At 71.7% G+C, this 18,099-nt stretch carries 17 protein-coding genes; all 17 read right to left on the reverse strand.

Going from position 1 to position 18,099, the window contains the following annotated elements:
* Positions 1-22: 22 nt before the first annotated feature.
* A complete protein-coding gene (fabG, locus tag K7862_RS00970; RefSeq protein ID WP_222959480.1) occupies positions 23-763 on the reverse strand; it encodes a 3-oxoacyl-ACP reductase FabG in 741 nt (246 codons plus the stop codon).
* A complete protein-coding gene (cofC, locus tag K7862_RS00975; RefSeq protein WP_222959481.1) occupies positions 751-1,443 on the reverse strand; it encodes a 2-phospho-L-lactate guanylyltransferase in 693 nt (230 codons plus the stop codon). Before cofC ends, fabG begins: the two co-directional genes overlap by 13 nt.
* Positions 1,440-4,079 (reverse strand): bifunctional FO biosynthesis protein CofGH, encoded by a 2,640-nt coding sequence (locus K7862_RS00980; RefSeq protein WP_222959482.1) that lies wholly within the window; start codon positions 4,077-4,079, stop codon positions 1,440-1,442. The genes cofC and K7862_RS00980 overlap by 4 nt, the downstream gene beginning before the upstream one ends.
* Positions 4,042-5,199 (reverse strand): acyl-CoA dehydrogenase family protein, encoded by a 1,158-nt coding sequence (locus tag K7862_RS00985; RefSeq protein WP_222959483.1) that lies wholly within the window; start codon positions 5,197-5,199, stop codon positions 4,042-4,044. The genes K7862_RS00980 and K7862_RS00985 overlap by 38 nt, the downstream gene beginning before the upstream one ends.
* A 58-nt stretch (positions 5,200-5,257) precedes the next feature.
* Positions 5,258-5,914: an enoyl-CoA hydratase/isomerase family protein gene (locus K7862_RS00990; protein WP_222959484.1), complete on the reverse strand. Its 657-nt coding sequence runs from the start codon at positions 5,912-5,914 to the stop codon at positions 5,258-5,260.
* On the reverse strand, positions 5,911-6,960 hold the full coding sequence (locus K7862_RS00995; RefSeq protein WP_222959485.1) for an LLM class flavin-dependent oxidoreductase: 1,050 nt from the start codon (positions 6,958-6,960) through the stop codon (positions 5,911-5,913). Before K7862_RS00995 ends, K7862_RS00990 begins: the two co-directional genes overlap by 4 nt.
* A gap of 153 nt (positions 6,961-7,113) precedes the next feature.
* A complete protein-coding gene (locus tag K7862_RS01000; RefSeq protein WP_222959486.1) occupies positions 7,114-7,437 on the reverse strand; it encodes an NIPSNAP family protein in 324 nt (107 codons plus the stop codon).
* Positions 7,434-8,108 (reverse strand): NADPH-dependent F420 reductase, encoded by a 675-nt coding sequence (gene npdG / locus K7862_RS01005; RefSeq protein ID WP_222959487.1) that lies wholly within the window; start codon positions 8,106-8,108, stop codon positions 7,434-7,436. Before npdG ends, K7862_RS01000 begins: the two co-directional genes overlap by 4 nt.
* Before the next feature lie 121 nt (positions 8,109-8,229).
* Positions 8,230-9,045: an IclR family transcriptional regulator gene (locus tag K7862_RS01010; protein ID WP_222959488.1), complete on the reverse strand. Its 816-nt coding sequence runs from the start codon at positions 9,043-9,045 to the stop codon at positions 8,230-8,232.
* 5 nt (positions 9,046-9,050) lie between these two features.
* Positions 9,051-9,542, reverse strand: coding sequence for a VOC family protein (locus K7862_RS01015; RefSeq protein ID WP_222959489.1), 492 nt, complete (start codon positions 9,540-9,542; stop codon positions 9,051-9,053).
* A gap of 15 nt (positions 9,543-9,557) precedes the next feature.
* The gene (locus tag K7862_RS01020) at positions 9,558-11,168 is read right to left on the reverse strand and encodes an AMP-binding protein (RefSeq protein WP_222959490.1); all 1,611 of its coding nucleotides are present in this window, start codon (positions 11,166-11,168) and stop codon (positions 9,558-9,560) included.
* The gene (locus K7862_RS01025; RefSeq protein WP_222959491.1) at positions 11,150-12,598 is read right to left on the reverse strand and encodes an aldehyde dehydrogenase family protein; all 1,449 of its coding nucleotides are present in this window, start codon (positions 12,596-12,598) and stop codon (positions 11,150-11,152) included. The genes K7862_RS01020 and K7862_RS01025 overlap by 19 nt, the downstream gene beginning before the upstream one ends.
* Positions 12,599-12,624: 26 nt before the next feature.
* Positions 12,625-13,512 carry a TIGR03619 family F420-dependent LLM class oxidoreductase gene (locus tag K7862_RS01030; RefSeq protein WP_222959492.1) on the reverse strand — a complete coding sequence of 296 codons (888 nt, stop codon included), beginning with the start codon at positions 13,510-13,512 and terminating at the stop codon, positions 12,625-12,627.
* Between the two features lie 28 nt (positions 13,513-13,540).
* The gene (locus K7862_RS01035; protein WP_222959493.1) at positions 13,541-14,734 is read right to left on the reverse strand and encodes a CaiB/BaiF CoA transferase family protein; all 1,194 of its coding nucleotides are present in this window, start codon (positions 14,732-14,734) and stop codon (positions 13,541-13,543) included.
* Positions 14,735-14,993: 259 nt separating this feature from the next.
* Complete coding sequence (locus tag K7862_RS01040; RefSeq protein ID WP_222959494.1) at positions 14,994-15,296, reverse strand: muconolactone Delta-isomerase family protein; 303 nt, start codon at positions 15,294-15,296, stop codon at positions 14,994-14,996.
* Between the two features lie 114 nt (positions 15,297-15,410).
* Complete coding sequence (locus tag K7862_RS01045) at positions 15,411-16,292, reverse strand: ABC transporter substrate-binding protein (protein WP_222959495.1); 882 nt, start codon at positions 16,290-16,292, stop codon at positions 15,411-15,413.
* Positions 16,293-16,667: 375 nt separating this feature from the next.
* Entirely contained in the window at positions 16,668-17,450 is a 783-nt protein-coding gene (locus tag K7862_RS01050) for a GNAT family N-acetyltransferase (RefSeq protein WP_308011781.1), read from the reverse strand.
* Positions 17,451-18,099: the final 649 nt, after the last annotated feature.

Consider the following 18,099-nt stretch of genomic DNA (forward strand, 5'->3'; position numbering starts at 1 on the left):
CTGAACGTCCCGGTGCGGCTGCTCACATGTAACGCCCGCCCGTCACCTCGGTGACCGTTCCCGTGACGTACGACGCCAGGTCCGACGCCAGGAAGACGGCCACCGACGCGACCTCCGCCGCCTCACCGGCGCGCTGCATCGGGATCTCGGCCAGTTTCGCGTCCCAGATGTGCTCGGGCATGGCTTCGGTCATCGGGGAGCGGATCAGGCCCGGGGCTATGGCGTTGACCCGCACGCCGTGGTGGGCCATCTCCTTGGCGGCGGCCTTGGTGAGCCCGACGATGCCGGCCTTGGCCGCCGAGTAGTTGGTCTGGCCGACGAAGCCGACCTTCCCGGAGATGGACGAGAGGTTGACGATCGCGCCGGACCGCTGCCCGCGCATGACCGCGGCGGCCAGCCGGGTCCCGTTCCAGCAGCCCTTGAGGTGCACCGCGATCACCTGCTCGAACTGCTCCTCGGTCATCGTCCGCATCGTCGCGTCACGGGTGATGCCCGCGTTGTTGACCATCACGTCGAGCCTGCCGAACGTGGACACGCAGCGGTCCACGGCGCCCTGGACGTCCGCCGCGACGGTGACGTCGCACGTCACCGTCACAACGCGGTCGCCCGCGTCGAGGCTGTCGGCGGCGCTGCGGCAGGCGTCCGCGTCGCGGTCGGCGATGACGATCCGCGCGCCCTCGCGCAGAAAGGTCTCGACGGTCGCGAGACCGATTCCCTGGGCTCCCCCGGTGACGATCGCGGCGCGGTCTCTCAGCAGATCCATGGCTGTCCTTCGGGAAGGGTGGGGTGGGTGGCCGGCATGCGCCCGCGGGCTTCCGGCGGGAGTCCGCCGAGTGCCTCGGCGAGGTTCGGGTGGTTGACGAGCGGTGACACCAGGCGCAGGTGGGCGAGGCGGTCGACGTCGAACCTCAGGGGTGCGAGGTCGCGCTCGACGAGCTCTACGGCTCCGGACCGGCGATGGGCCGCGCGCGACCCGACGCCGTAAAACGGTCGCAGCTCCTGGCCCGGACGGGCGGTCAGCAGGGTCGTACCGTGGCCCTCCGCGTCGGCGAGGAACGCCCTGTCGTGGGCCTGCGCGTAGGCGAGGGCCCGGCCGAGGACCGCAGGTTCGACGAAGGGAAGGTCCGCGGGAAGGGCGGCCACCGCACATCCGGGACGGCGGGTCCGAGCCGCCCGTTCGCCCTGCCGCAGCGCCTCGTTGAGACCGGAGCCGGCGGCCAGGACGTGGCGTACGCCGAGGTCGTCGACGGCCTCGACGTCCCGGCGGCGATCGAGCACGACGACGACCTCGGCGACCCCGGAGGCCGCCCGAGCGGCCGTCACGGTGTCGCGGAGCAGCGCGCGGGCGACGGCCTGCCGGTCCCGCGGGTCCAGCTCCATGCGGCTCTTGGCCTGGCGGAAGTCCTTCTGGGGGACGACGACCACCCAGTCCCCGCCCGTCAACGGACGAACCCGACGCTCAGAGGGACGACGCGGTGCACCTCGGTGTCGAACCGCTGCGCGGCCCGCGCCTGTTCCGGGGAGACCTGGTCGTAGGTGGTGGTGCGCTGCCGGGCGGGGCGACCAGCGGCGGCCGCGAGTTCCGTGATGCCGGCGATCGTCTTCATCGATCCGTTGGCCGAGCCGGCCATGCGGCTGATGGTCTCCTCCATCAGGGTGCCGCCGAGGTCGTTGGCCCCGCCGCGGAGCAGCTCGACGCACTGCTCGGGCGTGAGCTTCACCCAGGAGCACTCGATGTTGTCGATGTGGCCGTGCATGAGCAGCCGCGCCAGGGCGTGAACGACGCGGTTGTCGCGGTGCGACGGGCCGGGGCGTGCGATGCCCGCCAGGTAGAGGGGCGCGTTCTGGTGGACGAACGGGAGCGGAACGAACTCGGTGAAGCCACCGGTCTCCTGCTGCAGGCGGACCAGTGTCCGCATGTGCGCGACCCAGTGGCGCGGCTCGTCGACATGGCCGTACATCATCGTCGCGGTCGACCGGATACCGAGTTCGTGGGCCGTCCGGATGACGCGGACCCACTCCCCCGCCGGGAGCTTGCCCTTGGTGAGCACCCATCGCACCTCGTCGTCGAGGATCTCGGCGGCCGTGCCCGGGACCGAGTCGAGGCCGGCCGACCGTGCCTCGCGCAGCCATTCGGCGACGGAGATGCCCATGCGGGAGGCACCGCTGATGATCTCCATCGGCGAGAAGGCGTGCAGGTGGATGCCGGGGCGGCGTCGTTTCACCTCGCGGGCCAGGTCGAGGTGGATGGTGCTGGGCAGCGCCGGGTCGATGCCGCCCTGCATGCAGATCTCGGTGGCACCCACGGCCCACGCCTGCTCGACGCGCTCACCGACCTCGTCGAGGGACAGGCGATAGGCGTCGGCGTCGGTGGCGCGCTGGGCGAAGGCACAGAACCGGCAGCCGACATAGCAGACGTTGCTGAAGTTGACGTTCCTGTTGACGACGTAGGTGACGGCGTCACCGACGGTCGAGCGGCGGACCTGATCGGCCAGCAGGCACAGTGCGTCGAGGTCGGGCCCGTCGGCGTGCACCAGCGCCAGCGCCTGGGGGTCGGTGAGGGCCGCCGGGTCGCGCTCGGCGGCTCGCAGGGCGGCGGCGACGTCGGAGTTCAGCCGCTGCGGGGCGCCGGCCCCGGTCTGCGCCGTCCTGCCGCTGAGCTGTTCCGCCAGTACCCGCCAGTCCCCGAAGGCGTGGTCGAAGTCGCCGCGGGCGGTGGTCCGCCGGCCCTCCTGGTCGATGGCCGTGTGGAGGTCCGTGCGGCCGGAGGAGACGGCTTCGGCCGTCTCCTGCCAGGGCCGGCCGGCCGGTGTGACGTCGGCGGCGAGGCCGGTGGCCGGATCGGCGAGGGCCAGCAGGTGCGGTCGCAGCCGGGCGTCCGCCCACGGGCCGCCCGCACGCAGGTACTCCGGCTGCACCGCCAGCCGCTCACGGAGTTCGAACCCGGCCTCGGCGGTCAGATCCTTCAGCCGCTCCAGTTGCGGCCACGGCCGCTCGGGGTTCACGTGGTCGGGTGTGAGGGGCGAGACGCCGCCCCAGTCGTCGACGCCGGCGGCGAGCAGCAGGCGCAGTTCCTCGGGACGCGAGAGGTTGGGCGGGGCCTGGACCCGCATCCGCGGGCCGAGGAGGATCCGCGCCACGGCGATCACGGCCAGGTACTCGGCCAGTCCGGCGTCCGGTGCGGCGCGCATCGCCGTGCCGGACTTGGCGCGGAAGTTCTGGACGATCACCTCCTGGACGGCGCCGTACTGGCGGGCGATCCGGCGGATCTCCAGGAGGGAGTCGACACGGTCCTCGGGGGTCTCGCCGATGCCGACGAGGATCCCGGTGGTGAAGGGGATGCCGGTCCGTGAGGCGTCCTCGATGGTGCGAAGCCGCACCGCGGGCTCCTTGTCCGGCGACCCGTGGTGGCAGCCGCCGGGCTCGGCCCACAGCGACCGCGCGGTGGTCTCGAGCATCAGTCCCATCGATCCCGCCACGGGCTTGAGCTTCTGCAGTTCCGCCCACGTCATCACACCGGGGTTGAGGTGCGGGATCAGGCCGGTCTCCTCCAGGACGAGAATCGCCATGGCGCGGACGTAGGACAGGGTGTCCTCGTAACCGCGGGCGTCCAGCCAGGAGCGTGCCGCCTTCCACCGGGCCTCGGGGCGGTCGCCGAGGGTGAACAGGGCTTCCTTGCAGCCCAGCCGGGCGCCCTCGCGGGCGATGTCGAGCACCTTCTCCGGGGGAAGGTACGCCTCTTCGACCCGGCCGGGCGTGGTGGCGAACGTGCAGTAGTGGCATCGGTCCCGGCACAGCCGGGTGAGCGGCACGAAGACCTTCCTGCTGTAGGTCACGGTGCCGGGCCGTCCGGCGTCCGCAAGGCCTGCCGAGCGGATGGACGCCGCGACCTCGCAGAGCCGGGTGAGGTCGTCGCCGCGGGCCCCGAGCAGTGCGGTGGCCTCGGCGCGGTCGATGTTCTTGCCAGCCTGTGCCCGCGCCAGGGCGCGGCGTACGGATGCGGTGCTCACCGCGACCCCCTGACGTCGTGATCGTCGCTCATCAGCCGGCCCGCAGTCCCATGGAGCGGGCGACCACATTGAGCTGGACGGCCGGCGGCCCCGCGACCACCCGGGCGATGATGCCGTCGGAGTGGTGCATGGGCAGGGTGTGGTCGCGGACGTACCCGTACGCGCCCTGCGTCTGCATGGCCAGCGCCGACGCCTCGGCGTAGATCTGCCCGCACAGGAACTTGGCCATGGTGCTCTCCACCTCGCAGGCGGCGCCCGCGTCGAAGAGGGCGGCCGAGCGTTGTACGGCACAGCGGGCGGCGTCCATGCGGACGAACATCTCGGCCAGCGGAAGACTCACGCCCTGGTAGGCGGAGATGGTCCGGCCGAACTGCTCGCGCTCGTTGGCGTAGGCGACGGTCATGTCGAGCACCGAGGCGACGCTGCCGAGGAAGCCGGAACTGATCATGATCCGTTCGAGGACCAGGCGTTCCTTGAGGATCTGCCAGCCCTGGCCCGGCCGGCCGAGGAGTGCCGAGTCGGGCAGCCGGACGTCGTGCAGGAACACCTCGTAGATGCCGCTGATGTTGCGGCCCAGCGCCGGCATGCGGCGGACCTCGACACCTGGGTGGTCGGCGGGCACCAGGAACACGGCCAGGTCGTCGCGCTTGCGGCCGCCGTCGCCGACCTTGACGAGCAACTCCATGACGGTGCCCGGGAGTCCGGCGGCCTCGCAGTAGGTCTTCTGGCCGTTGAGCACCCAGCCGCCGTCGGCCCGCTCGGCCCGGGTGGCGACGCTCGCGGCGTCCGACCCGACATCGGGCTCGCTCACCCCGATGGAGAAGCGGCCGTGGCCGCCGAGCACGGGCTCCGCGTAGGTCTTCCGCTGCTCGGGGGTGCCCCAGCGGGCCAGGTCGCGGATGCCGCTGATGTTGAGGTTCAGCAGGGCGACGAGGTCGGAGCTCGCCCGGCCGATCTCCTCGCACACGGTGATGAGCAGGGCCGCCGTGTCCTCGACGGGCTCGTCGGCGTCGGCGACCATGTCGTACCAGCCGAGTCGGGCGATCTCCCGGTAGAACCGCTCGGGGTAGGAGCCCTCCTCGTCCCAGACCCGCACGTCGCGTTCCGGGGCGTGCCGGGTGACGAACGCGCGGGCGGTGGCCCGCAGTTGTGCTTGTTCTTCGCTCTCGCTGAAGGCGCTGGTGCGCATGGTCGTCGCCTTTCCTTAGGGGGTCGAGGTGGGCGCAGGAGTGGTGTTTCGTGGGGACTCAGGTGGTGAGCGCCGTCCGAAGGCGATCCAGGAGGTCGGCCGGGGCGGCGGCGAAGCGTTCGGCGAGCACGCGGGCACGGGCGTCGAGGTCCGCCGCGTCGACAGCCTCGGCCAGTCCCAGTCCGGCCAGTTCACGGGCGGAGAAGCGCTCGTCAGCGGCCAGCAGCCGGAACGCCGCCGCAGGTCCGACGGACGCGCGCAGTCTGCGGATCGTGGCGTCCGGGGGGAGGAAGCCGAGGCGCAGTTCCGGGAAACGGAAGGACGCCTCCGGTGCCGCCAGGGTCACCACCGCGGAGGCGGCCAGGGCCCAGCCGCCGCCGACGGCCGGTCCCTGCACCGCGGCGATCGAGGCCGGGAACGCCTCGATGAGGTCGCAGGCCTGCTCGATCAGCCTCCGCCGCAGGCCAGGCTGCCCGATCGCGGACCCGTCGTCGGCGCGCACGTCGGCGCCCGCGCAGAAGGCGGGGCCCACCGCTCGCAGCACGAGGACGTCCGCGTGCCGGGCGTGGGCGTCTCCGAGCGCGCCGACCAGGTTCCTGAGCAGCGGGAGGTTGAGCGCGTTGCGCGCGTCCGGGCGGTTCAGGGTCACCGTCGCCACCGCGCCGTCCCGGTCCAGGAGGCACAGGGATGCGGTCGGGTTCTCGCGGGTGTTCACAGGATCTCCGGGAGCACCTCGGAGGTCAGCAACGCGACTGCCTCCGCCGGGTCGGGGCCCACGGGAGCCCCGACGTAGGTCTCCGTGAAGCCGGCGGCTCGGGCGTACTCCAGGAGTTCCGCGAGTGCCTCGATGCAGTCGCCGGGTGTTCCGGAGATGATGAGCTGGTCGGCTATCTCCTGGGGCAGCAGGTCCGCGGCCTCGTGGAGGTTCATGCCCGCCTTCACCGCGTCCCGCGCCGCCGCGTAGTCCGACGGCTCGAATCCGCCGCGCTGCAGGCTCTCGTGCGGCTGCTGGGCGACGATGAGCGTGGCCTGCCTGCGCGCCGCGGCGGTGGCGCTGTCGCGGTCCGCCGCGACGGAGATGTTCACGCCGTAGATCCGGGTGAACTCCGTTCTCTCGCTGCGCTCTCGGCCGCGTTCGAGCCGGTCGAGGTGGCTCACCGAGTCGAACTGGCCGCTCCGGAACGCGGCCAGGCTGTGGGCCGGGAAGTTGCTCGCGCAGATCACTCCGTCGGCGAACTCGCCGGCCATCTCCAGCATCCGGGGTCCGGCGCCGGCGACGATCACCCGCACCGCCGGATCCTTGGCCCACTCCAGGGACGCGTGGGCGTCCTCGCGCAGGCCCAGGTCCGCGCGGGTCAGCGGGAAGTCGCCCATCCGGACGGCGTCCCCCCGCCAGAGCGTGCGGCAGAAGCGGATCAGTTCCGCGGTGCGCTCCACGGGATGCTGGGGGTCCATCATCGCGCGCACCAGGCCGCCGCCGGCGCCGATGCCCATGCTGACCTGGCGTCCTGGGGGCATGAACTCCGCCAGCGTGGCCATGGTCGAGGCCTGCTCCATCGGGTTGCGCCCGTACGGGAAGGTCACCGCCGTGCCCACACCGGCCCCGGTGCGGGCGGCGATCGCGCCGAGGACGGCGCCTATGCTCCGGGACTGCATCTGGTCGGTGACCCAGATGGTCTCGAAGGTGCGAGCGGCGACCTCGGCGGCTTCGACCATGCTCGGTCCGGCCGTCCAGGCATGCAGCTGAATGCCCTTGATCATCGACCCTCGATTCACAATAACGAACTGCGTCCGCGATATGGAACGCGATGAGAAGAGAATGAGTCCCCGTCAGGCGCCCTGGCCAGGGCCCCTGTGCCGTCCGGCCGGCCGTGCGGAACCGGACACGCGAGCGCGCTCGATCCGTGCGCCAGATCAGCGGCGGGAGAGGACGTAATCGGGCTCGGTGAGGTAGGTGCTCACGATTTCCTCGATCAACGGCCCCGTGGCCTCGGTCCGTTCCTTCAACGCGATCCACCGCGGATCGGCTCTGAAGGTCTCCCAGAAGGCGGCTGCCTCGGCGGTGTCGGCGAAAGCGCAGAGGTAGACGATCCGCCACCGCTCGCCGACCTCGTGCCAGAACCCGCGGAGGTCCAGGCCGACGTCGTCGAAGAGGTCGAGGGTGTCCTCGGCGAAGCGGCGGTGCAGCTCCTCGGCCCGCCCGGGCAGCGCGATGTACTCGCGCAGTTCGAAGATCATGCCGGTATCCCCGAGAGCTTGAGGCCGGACCGCGTCCTGTAGCGGCGGTTGACGCCGATGAGCACCGCGGTCAGCGGTTCGAGGTGGCGGGCCAGGCGCAGGGCGCCGCTGTCGATGCCGGGGCGACCGGTGATCGTCGCGGCGAGCGCGGCCACGCGCTCCTTCGCGGCCCGGTCGTCGCCGCAGACCAGGACGTCCTCGTGGTCGAGGAGCCCGTCCGCCTCCCAGAGCGTCACCGCCGACAGGTGGTGGAAGGCGCCCACCACGACCGCGTCGGGCACCAGTTGCTGGGCCTGTTCGGCGGCGCTGCCCTCCTCCACGTCCAGCCCGTAGGGGCCGTGGCGGTCGAAGCCGAGCGGGTTGACGCAGCTGATCACCAGCTTGCCGGCAAGGTGCGGCGCCAGGTCGCGGACCAGCTCCCGGTGTCCGTCCCACGGCACGGCGAGCAGAGCGATCCCCGCGGCCGCGACGGCATCCGGGTTCGCGAGGCCGCGCACCTCGGCGCTCGCGCCGACACGGTGCCGGATCTCGGCCGCGGTGTCCCCGGCGCGCTCGGCCGAGCGGGATCCGATGACGACCGCGTGGCCGGCCCGGGCGAAACGCAGGGCCAGTCCCCTGCCTTGGGGACCGGTCCCTCCCACGACAGCGATGGTGTTGTCGAAATTGTCCACTGCTTCCACTCCTCTCCTCTGGTAAGGCTGGTAAGGCACTTGTCATGCGTCAGCGCGGCCGGACCAGGGGGAAGGGGGACGGCCCGGCGGAATGCGCCGAGTCGGACACGTCAACCGGCTTTCAGCTGACGGCTTCCTCAGGACCGGCGGCGGGGTAGTCGGCCGGCACCCGTCCGCCGCTGCGGACCGTGATGGCCCGCGCGGCGGTCACCAGGTACTGGGCCAGGTCCTCGACGTCGTCCGGCGTGAGATCCTCACCGATGCCGAGGAGCGCGATCACGAGACAGGGGTACCCGTCACGGTCGAACACCGGGAACCCCATGACGTTGAGTTCGGGGCGGTACTCGCCGAAGACCGCGCCGAAGCCGCGTGCACGGACGTCCCCCCCGTCCGGGGCGCCGTCCCCCGCGCCGGCGTCCGGGCCCTCGTTCCAGGCGTCGGCCAGCTGGCTGAGCAGCGGCGACGTCCGGTCGAAACGCGAGCCGACCTCGATGGTGACCTTGATGTCCTTGCGGCTCTCGATCTTGGCGATCGCGGTGAAGTGCCCGTCGGGCATCGGCTGGATCGCGAGGCAGGCCAGTTCGGTCCGCTCGGCCAGCCGTTCCATGAACGGCCGCGCCTCGGTGACCGGCGTGGTCCGGGTGACCGCCGCGATGCCGTACTCCACCAGCAACGGCCCCAGGTTGTAGCGCCGCGTCTCCACGTCGTAGCTGATCAGGCCCTCGGTCACCATCGTCCGGAGCAGGTTCGACGCGGTGCTCTTGGCGAGCCCGCAGCGATCCGCGAGTTCGGTGAGCGTCGCACCGCCGGCCCGCTGGGCCAGCGTGTCCAGGACCCGTACGGCGCGTGACACCGCCGGCACGAGGACTCCACCGCCCTGGTCGGCGCCTTCGTCGTCGATGGCCGCGCGGTTCTGCTGGGAAGGGCCGTTCGCCACGGTCGCTACCTTTCGGTCGGGGTCTCTCGGCTGACCGTAGCGGCACCCCCCACCAACTCGACAAAGTGGAAGAGTGTGCCGTCGGGGTCGCGGGCGAACAGCAGGCGCCAGCCGTGCACACCGTCCGGGCCCATCACGGTCTGCGGGGTGTGCAGGAACTCCACGCCCTCGGCGCTCAGCCGGTCGTACTCGGCCTGGATGTCGTCGGTCAGGATCGAGAACCGGCACAGGCCGGGGTGGACGAGGTCGGCCGAGGCCCGGCCGGCGGCCGGGACACCGCGCCATTCGATGATGTCCAGCAGCGCCTCGTCCGGCGAGTCGTTCAACCGCATGTGCGCGAAGCGGAGTTCACCGGCGCCCTCGACCATGAAGGCCCGGGCGAGGTTGGCGTCCTCGATCACCTTGTCCTGCAGGACCTTGAAGCCGATGCGCTCGTAGAACGCGATCGACCGGTCCATGTCGGTGACGTTGATTCCTACATGCCAGAACTTGCGCATGGTCATCCCTTTCGGTCAGTGGCTCGGTGTCGTGAGCCGGCGTCGCAGGAGCTTCCCGGTCTCGGTCCTCGGCAGGACGGAGACCACCTCGAACTCACGGGGTTTGGCGTGGGGCCCCACGGAGCCGGCCACCAGGTCGCACAGTTCGGCGCGCAGGGTGTCGCCGAGCCGGCCGTCGGCGAGCCGGAGGAACACCTTGATGTGCTGACCGGTCCTGTCGTCGGGTATGCCGACGGCGGCGGCCTCCACGACCAGGGGGTGTTTCAGCAGAGCGTCCTCGATCTCGGACGGCCCGATCCGGTAGCCGCGGCTCTTGATGACGTCGTCCGCGCGCCCGAGGTACTCCAGGCGGTGTCCGTAGGCCCGGCGGGCGAGGTCACCCGTGTGGTGCCACGGGCCCGCGGTCGGCACCGGGCGGGCCGTGGCCGCGTCCCACACACCGAGCATGGCGACCGGATCCGGGAGCCGTACGGCGATCTCTCCGACCTCGCCGTCGTCCACCACCTGTCCGTGCTCGTCCAGGAGCGCGATGCGGTGGCCGGGATAGGGGGCGCCCATGGTGGCGTCGTCCACCGAGCCGAGGACTCCAGAGTCGCCGATGAGCGCGTTGGCCTCGGTCTGCCCGTACGCCTTGTTGACCGCCTGGGCCAGGTGCCGGCGCGCCCACGCCATCTCGGCGCGGCCGGCCGGCTCCCCGCCGGTGACCACGGCCCGCAGCCGGCGCTCCGGCGCCCGGCCGTTGGCCTGGAGCAGGCGCAGGACGGACGGCGGGAGGAACGCGGTGGTGACACCGCACCGCGCGAAGAGGTCGAGCGTGACGTCCGCGTCGAACCGCGCCTGCCGCTGGGCGACCACCGGTACGCCGAAGGCCCACGGCACCAGCAACCCCAGCATGAGGCCGCCGATCCAGCCCCAGTCCGCCGTCCCGTAGTAGACGTCGTCCGGCTGGAAGAACTCGAACGCGTAGTCCACGCCGATGTGGCCGAGCAGGGCCTGATGGCCGTGCACGACGCCCTTGGCCGGACCGCTGGTGCCGGAGGTGTACATCAGGAGAGCCGGCTGTGTCGGGCCCCCGGGGTGCGGGACGACCACGTCCGGATCGACCGTCCGCTCGCCGATCTCCCGGCCTTCGGCCCCGTCGACCGTCAGCACGATCCGGTCGTCGACCGCGCAGCCGGTCGACCTCAGCCGTTCGAGCCCCGGCCCGTCGGAGACGAGGGCCTTGGCGCCGGAGTCGCTCAGCCGGTGCACCACCGACGCCCCGGTCAGCAGCGGTGGGATCGGCAGGAGTACGGCGCCCGCGACCAGTACGCCGAAGACCACCTCCGCGGTGGCCGGCGACGGGTCGAGGTACATCGCGACACGGTCGCCGGGGCGCACACCGTGAGCGCGCAGAGCTCCGCCGATCCGCAGCGCGGCGCGCTGCACCTCGCCGAACGTGGTCTCCTTCGTCCCGTCGGGACCGGCGGTGAGCAGCGCCACCGCGCGCGGGTCGTGCGCGAAGAGCGCGTCGTGGGTGATCGAGTAGTCCGCCGACGGCGACCAACGGCCCAGGCCCCGCAGCTCCCGCAGCCGGGAGACGACCGGAACGGCCGTCGTCTCCGGCGCTAGTCCAGCCGTGCCCATACGCTCTTCTCCTTCGTGAAGCTCTCGATCGCGCTCTGGCCGAGATCGCTTCCGTAGCCGCTGTGCCGGAACCCGCGGTACGGCGAGGCGGGGTTGAGCACACCCCAGCTGTTGATCCAGACGTTGCCCGCGTCCAGGGACGCCGCGAAGCGCAGCGCCCGTCCGACGTCCCGGGTGAAGACCCCCGCGGCCAGGCCGTACAGGGTGTCGTTCGCCAGCTTCAGCGCCTGGTCCTCGCCGTCGAAGGGCAGCACCGACAGCACGGGCCCGAAGATCTCCTCGCGGGCTATGCGCATGTCGGACGTGACGTCCGCGAACAGGGTCGGCCGGTAGAAGAAGCCGGGGCCGTCCGCGGGGACGTCGGTGCTTCCCGCCAGCAGGACCGCGCCCTCCTCGGCGCCGGACACGACGTAGGAGTGGACCGACTGCCGCTGCTGGGCGTTGATGAGCGGACCGATCTCCGTCTCCGGGTCGAGCGGGTCACCGACCTTCGCGGACTCGACGCGGATCCTGACCAGTTCGAGGACCTCGTCGTAGATCGGCCGCTCGACCAGCAGCCGGCTGGGCGCGGTGCAGGTCTCGCCCTGGTTGCCGTACATGGCCTGGAAGACCACGCCGGCGACCGACTTCGGGGAGGCGTCGGCGAACGCCACCATGGCCGACTTCCCGCCGAGTTCCAGCGATGCGGTGACGAGGCGGTCGGCGGCCATCCGCCCGATCTCGCGGCCCACTTCGGTGGAACCGGTGAAGGTGATCTTGCCGACGAGCGGGTGCCGGACGAGCGCGTTCCCGGCCACCGACCCCCGGCCGGGCAGGACGTTGACCACCCCGGGCGGGATTCCGGCCTCCAGAGCCAGCTCGCCCAGGGCCACCGGCACCAGCGGCGCGAGCTGGGCGGGCTTCAGGACGATGGCGTTGCCCATCGCCAGCGCCGGGGCGATCTTCCAGACGGCCTGCACCGCGGGGAAGTTCCACGGGGTGACAGCACCGACCACACCGACCGGCTCGCGCACCGTGTAGTTGAGGAAGCGGCCGGGGGCCGGGGTGGTCCGCCCCTCGATCTTCGTGACGAGACCGGCGAAGTACTCCAGAGTCTCGACCATGACCGGCAGATCGATCGACAGGGACTCGCGGATGGGTTTGCCCATGTCCCGGGTCTGCAGCTCGGCGAGCGTCTGCTTGTTCGCCTCGATCAGCGCCGCGTAGCGCAGCATCAGGCGGGTGCGTTCGGACGGCCGGATCCGCTGCCAGACCTTGGCCGCGTCCCGGGCGATCTCGACGGCACGGCCGACGTCGTCCGCGGTCGCCTCGGCGACGGTGGCGACGAGGCTGCCGTCGGCCGGGTTGACGGTGTCGAAGGTCGCCCCGCTCGACGCTTCCACGAGCCGGTCACCGATGACCAGCGGAACACGGGTGGTCAGCGCACGCATGATCGTTGTCTCCTTCACTCGGCGGTTCAGGGAAGGGTGTGAGCGGTCGGCAGGACGGCCTCGGCCAGTTCCTGGAGCTCTTCCATCGCGGCGTCGAGGGTGGCGTGCTCGAAGGAGGTGTCGCAGATGAAGTGCGTGACACCGAGATCGGCGTAGGCCTCGATGGTCTCCGCGTTGTAGGGCGCCTTGCGCAGCGGCCGCGCGGTCAGCGTGATCTCGCTCATGTCGCGGCCGGCCTCCTCGACGTACCGGCGGAGGGTGGCGAGGTAGCCGGTGTACTCGTCGGGTCCGACCGCCAGCGGGTGCCAGCCGTCGCCGATGGCGGCGATCCGGCGCAGCGACGCCTCGCTGTAGCCGGCGAACCAGATGGGGATGGTGCCGCGTACGGGCTTGGGGTACATCTTGAAGTCGTGCAGCTTGTAGAACTCGCCGTCGAAGTCCACCTCGTCGTCGGTCCACATCTGCCGCATCGCGTTGACCATCTCGGTCACACGACGCCCGCGGTCCTTGAAGGGCGCGTCCAGGAGCTGGAACTGCTCCTTCATCCAGCCGACGCCGATGGCGACGGACAGCCGGCCCTTCGACAGGACGTCGATGCTCACCAGGGTCTTCGACGTCTGCACCAGCGGGCGCCAGGGCAGGATGAGGCAGGACGTGCCCAGCTCGACGGTCTCCGTCGCGGCCGCCGCCCAGGTCAGTGCCGTCAGGCAGTCCAGGTAGGGCGTCTCGGGCGCCCACAGGAACTTGCCGTTGTCCGTGTAGGGGTACGGCGTCTCGACCTTCGTGGGCAGGGCGACGTGATCGGTCATCCACAACGAGTCGAACCCGATCTTCTCCGCGTAGCGCGAGACCTCGCTGATGGCGTCCGGTCCGGCCCAGGGACCGGCACCGGGGATCCTGATTCCCACCTTCACGTGAAGCTCCTTAGAAGAAGTTGCTGATTCAGCGGACGACTCGGGCGGCCAGGAGCCGCTCGATGTCCTCGTCGTCGTGTCCGAGCTCCTTGAGGAGCTCGGCCGTATGCTCGCCGAGCGACGTCGGCGGCCGTTCCACACGGCCGGGCGTCGCCGACAACGTGATGGGCACGCCCGGCACTCGGAGCGCGCCGAGCGTGTCGTGCGCGATGTCGACCACCAGGTCGAGGGCACGGATCTGGGGGTGCGCCACGGCCTCGTCGTAGGCGAGCACGGGGGCGCAGATGATGTCCTGCTCGCCGAGCAGAGCGACCACGTCGTCGCGGTCGCGCCCGGCGAACCAGGGGGCCAGTTCGGCGTCGAGCTCGTCACGGTGGGCGAGCCGGGCGGCCGCGTCGGCGAACCGTTCGTCGTCCAGCAGCCGTTCGGCGCCGGCCGCCCGGGCGAGCCTGGCGAAGTGGCGGTCGTTGAAGGCCACGACGTGCACGGCTCCGCCGTCCCGGGTCCGGTAGGCGTTGTACGGAGCGTAGAAGTTGCTGGCGTTGCCGGACCGCGTCTGCACGTAGTCGGCCAGCAGGTACTGTCCGAGCCACGGCGTCTGCAGGTGGAACAGCGAGCCGACGAGGGAGATCGATCCGCTCTGGCCGGCGCCGGTGCGCTGCCTGGCGAGGATCGCGACGAGGGCGGCGACGGCGACCAGGTAGCCGGCCGAACTGTCGGCGACGGGCGGGCCCGCCTTGACGCCGCGGCCGTCGGTCTCGCCCGTGGCCTGCATCATGCCGGTGAGCGCCTGGGCCACGGGGTCCATCGCCGGCCGTCCGGCGAGCGGCCCGCTCTCGCCGTACCCGCTGACGTTGAGACAGATCAGGTGCGGGTGGCGCTTCGTCAGGTCCTCGGCGGTCAGGCCGAACCGCTCACGCACGCCGGGCAGCATGTTCTCGATCAGCACGTCCGCACCGGCGCACAGCTCGTGGAAGACCTCCCGTCCGCTGTCGGCCCTCAGGTCCAGTGCGATGGCCCGCTTGTTCCGGTTGACCCCGCAGTACACACCGCTCATGCCGTCGCGGCCGGGGCCGAAGGTGCGGGACTCGTCGCCGGCGATGGGTTCCACCTTGATCACGTCGGCGCCGAAGTCCGCCAGGATCGACGCACCCAGCGGACCCGCCACCATCGTGGCGGCGTCGATCACCCGCACGCCCGTCAAAGCCTGTGTCTCGACCATCACACGACCGTTCTGTTCATTATCTCGAACCGCCATCGGTATTTCGAATACAGTAGGCACGTGCTGCGGCCCGGTCAAGGCTCTTCTGGAGCGGTGGGGGTGGGAGGCGCCCGGCCGGCATGACGGGGCGCACGGTGCCGGGAGGTGCTCGACCGGCTGAAGCGCCGGGCCATACGCCCAGCTCAGAGGGGTGGTCGACAGACTTCCGCCGAGCCCCCGGGTGACGGCCCGATGCAGTCACCCGGGGATGCGCGAAGAATCAGGCCGTGGCGTCCGCCGTGCCCGGGTCGTTCGGGTGTGACTCGAGGGCGGTGACGACCCCGGTCATCCACGGCCACAACGGCAGCGAACCGAGGACCTTCTCGTGGAGTTCGGCCTCGTCGGCCGCACGCCACAGGGCGATGCTGCGCATCTCGCCCACCGGCCGCCAGAGCCGCACCAGGTGACCTGCGGCGATCAACTCCCGCGCCCGCAGCGCCTCCGCGGCGCGACGCCGGTCGACCTCGGCCGGATCGGTTCCCTCAGGAATCGCGGTGGTGACCTCCACCAGGAACTCTTTCACACGTCTGCCTTTCTGTGATCCCAGCGAAAAACACGATGTGATGACTCGCGGACGGGCAGCGGTGGTCCACGGGCGCGGTCCGATCGCCGCCCGCACGTCTGGGTGCGGCCGGCCCTAGGGAGCCGGGGTGGTCGCGGTCCGGTAGAAATCGGCCGCGGTGAACGTCGGCGCGACGTCGAGCTCGGCCGCCACCGCGGTGACGGCGGCGGCACCGGCCGCGAGGTCGGCCCGGCCGTCGGTGCCGAAGTTCGGGGCGATGAACTTCTCGTAGTGCGCCCGGACTTCGTCCGGGGTGTGGCCGTTGAGGAAGTTCTGGAGGTATCGCACGGTGGTGTCGGGTTCGTCGCGGATCACCCGCAGGGCGCGCCGGTGCGCCCGCACCACGGCCTGGACGGCGGGACCGTCCGGGTCGACGCGGGTGGGGTCCACGGCCAGCCCGACGGTGGGAATCCTGAAGTGGTCGCCGGCGAAGGCCAGGACCTGCCAGCCGTTCTCGGCCGCCACCGCCTCCGGCGCCATGACGTCACCGACCACGGCGGCGTCGATCGTGCCGTCGCGCAATCGCCGCAGGTCCATGCTGTAGTCGCCGGGCGCACGGACGACGGTGTGGATGTCGCGGTCCGGATCGAGGCCGGCCCGGCGCAGGATGACCCGGGCGATGACGCCGGGTCCGGTGTGCGGAGGGTGGACCGCCAGCCGCCGGCCGGCCAGGTCGGCCAGGGAGTTCAGGCCCGGGCGGGCGAGGAACCAGAACTGCGGGCTGTCCGTGTTGACGTTGAGCGCGACCCAGGGAATGCCGCCGGTGAGCCGGGACAGCAGCGTCCGGCCGAGGCCGATGACGGCGCCGCCGCGCAACCGCTCCGGGTCCCAGAGGCAGCCGTCGCGCAGGGCGACGTGAACCCCCTCGTCGGCGTAGAAGTCCTGCTGGTCGGCGATGTACGTGACCAGTTCCTCGTGCGGGCCCCGCCCCACGTAGGCGAGATCGATCGTGTGCATGCACGTCTTCCTTTGACGTCGCGGTGCGCCGGATGCGGTCCTGTTCTGCCGGACCGGGACGGCGTGGTCCCCGCCTGCGCGGGGACTGGCGGGCGACAGTACATCCACACTCCCGCTGTCGACCGCCCACCGTGGCGCAGGTCACGGCGGGCGGCGTCCCCGCGGACGCCCGGAAACGACCGATGTGGGGACGTCGGCGGGGCGTGCGAAACCCCCTCCCAGCGGGCGCCGCGGGGCGGCCCCGGTGCGGGCCGCGGCATGCGTCGCGGCACCCCCGAGCGGGCCGGTTCATGTGTCGTGTGACACGGTGTCATGAGGCAGGTCATGAGTGATGACTGACGGCCTGTCGTACGCGGCGCTCGACGGCCGCAGACGTCATCCGGGCAGGGTGAACAAGCGGTACTCCCCCGCCTCGGCGAATCCGAAGCGCCGGTACAGCGGCTCGCCGGCGCGGCTGGCCGCGAGGGCCGCCAGCGGCATACCGCGTTCTCGCCCGGCGCGCAGCGCGGCTGCCGTCAGTGCCCCGCCGATGCCACGCCTGCGGCGGTCCGCGGCGACGTGCACGAGGAAGATGCCGGCGACCTCGTGGGCCGCGACGACCACGGTCGTACCGACCGTTCGCCCGTCGAGCACGGCGGCGAGCCGGACGATGTGCGCGTTGTCGGCGCGCTCCTCCTCGATCCGGACCAACTCCCGTTCCAGCCCGGGATCGACACCCATGGACGCGCTGTAGGTGCGCACCAGCTCGGTCAGTTGGGCCCGTGACTCGGCGACCTCGATACGCAGACCGGCCGGCTGCCGCGCACAGCCCAGGTCGTGGTGGAGTGGCCGCACCATCAGGGGCAGGACCCCTCGTGCGGAAGCACCCTGCTCGGCGAGGGCGGCGGCGGTCCCCCGAGGGCTGTCCGGGCCGACCCACCACCACCAGGGCACGCCCGCCAGCCGTGTCCGCGCCGCCGCGACGGCCCGCTCGATCCCGTCGAGCGACGTCAGACGCACCACGCCGTTGAACTGAGGTTGGGCCAGCCCGCTGCGGAAGTGGTCGACGAGGCCCTCGCCGCGCTCCTGCGCGCTCCAACCCATCAGGTACTGGCGGAAGTTCGCGGTCACCCGGGCCAGGTCCCCGGTGTCCGGGCCGGCATCGGCGCGCTCTGACACCCCGGCGTTCCCGGCGTCCGGTGACTCCGTCCCGCCCGCGACGGATGCGTCATCTCCCGGCCTCGGCATGGTGTCCCTTCCGTCGGTGACGTGCTCTGCGGCTCGGAAGGGAAGACAGCCATGACGCCGGATCTGTGACGCCGGGACGGCATCGAGGCGTAGGAGGCGTGGCAAGTGTGGGAGGTTTGGAAGCTGTCGGAGACATGGGGGACGTGCCGTCGTGCCTGCTCGGCCGTGTCCGCGCGTCTTTACAGCTTCTGAAGGATCCCCGAACGGTATCCCGACACCCCGGGCGGCACTCTGGAGGTGCACCCGGAAACGTCCGGGTTTGGGAGGCACGCATGCCTGTCGATCTGCCACCCGGTGACCCGGGGCGCCGCCGGCCCCGGTCCGTGACCGAGGCCGCGCGGAGCCGCGACGAGGGGCGCCGCCGCGTCGGCAGTGCGACCCGCTGGACGCTCGCCCTCACCGCCGCGGGGGCCGCCGTTCTCGGAGCGGGCTACGCCCACGCGATCCCCGGCCTTCCGGCCCGGTCACCGGCGAACGCCCCGGGAAGCACGCACTCGGGGACCTCCGGTGGACTCCGGCCGCCCTCGTCGGCCCCCGGTGCGACCTCGCAGGCCCCGCACACGCAGTCGGGCGCGTCGTG

This window comes from Actinacidiphila acidipaludis (genome assembly GCF_019890725.1).
Classification (GTDB): domain Bacteria; phylum Actinomycetota; class Actinomycetes; order Streptomycetales; family Streptomycetaceae; genus Actinacidiphila; species Actinacidiphila acidipaludis.

What these genes read in the sequence shown, in the direction of transcription:
- fabG (WP_222959480.1), bottom strand. Translation starts at nt 763, where the DNA reads ATGGATCTGCTGAGAGACCGCGCCGCGATCGTCACCGGGGGAGCCCAG.
- K7862_RS00980 (WP_222959482.1), bottom strand. Translation starts at nt 4,079, where the DNA reads ATGTGGTCGCCCGCTCCATGGGACTGCGGGCCGGCTGATGAGCGACGA.
- K7862_RS00985 (WP_222959483.1), bottom strand. Translation starts at nt 5,199, where the DNA reads ATGCGCACCAGCGCCTTCAGCGAGAGCGAAGAACAAGCACAACTGCGG.
- K7862_RS00995 (WP_222959485.1), bottom strand. Translation starts at nt 6,960, where the DNA reads ATGATCAAGGGCATTCAGCTGCATGCCTGGACGGCCGGACCGAGCATG.
- K7862_RS01000 (WP_222959486.1), bottom strand. Translation starts at nt 7,437, where the DNA reads ATGATCTTCGAACTGCGCGAGTACATCGCGCTGCCCGGGCGGGCCGAG.
- K7862_RS01015 (WP_222959489.1), bottom strand. Translation starts at nt 9,542, where the DNA reads ATGCGCAAGTTCTGGCATGTAGGAATCAACGTCACCGACATGGACCGG.
- K7862_RS01020 (WP_222959490.1), bottom strand. Translation starts at nt 11,168, where the DNA reads ATGGGCACGGCTGGACTAGCGCCGGAGACGACGGCCGTTCCGGTCGTC.
- K7862_RS01025 (WP_222959491.1), bottom strand. Translation starts at nt 12,598, where the DNA reads ATGCGTGCGCTGACCACCCGTGTTCCGCTGGTCATCGGTGACCGGCTC.
- K7862_RS01035 (WP_222959493.1), bottom strand. Translation starts at nt 14,734, where the DNA reads ATGGTCGAGACACAGGCTTTGACGGGCGTGCGGGTGATCGACGCCGCC.
- K7862_RS01045 (WP_222959495.1), bottom strand. Translation starts at nt 16,292, where the DNA reads ATGCACACGATCGATCTCGCCTACGTGGGGCGGGGCCCGCACGAGGAA.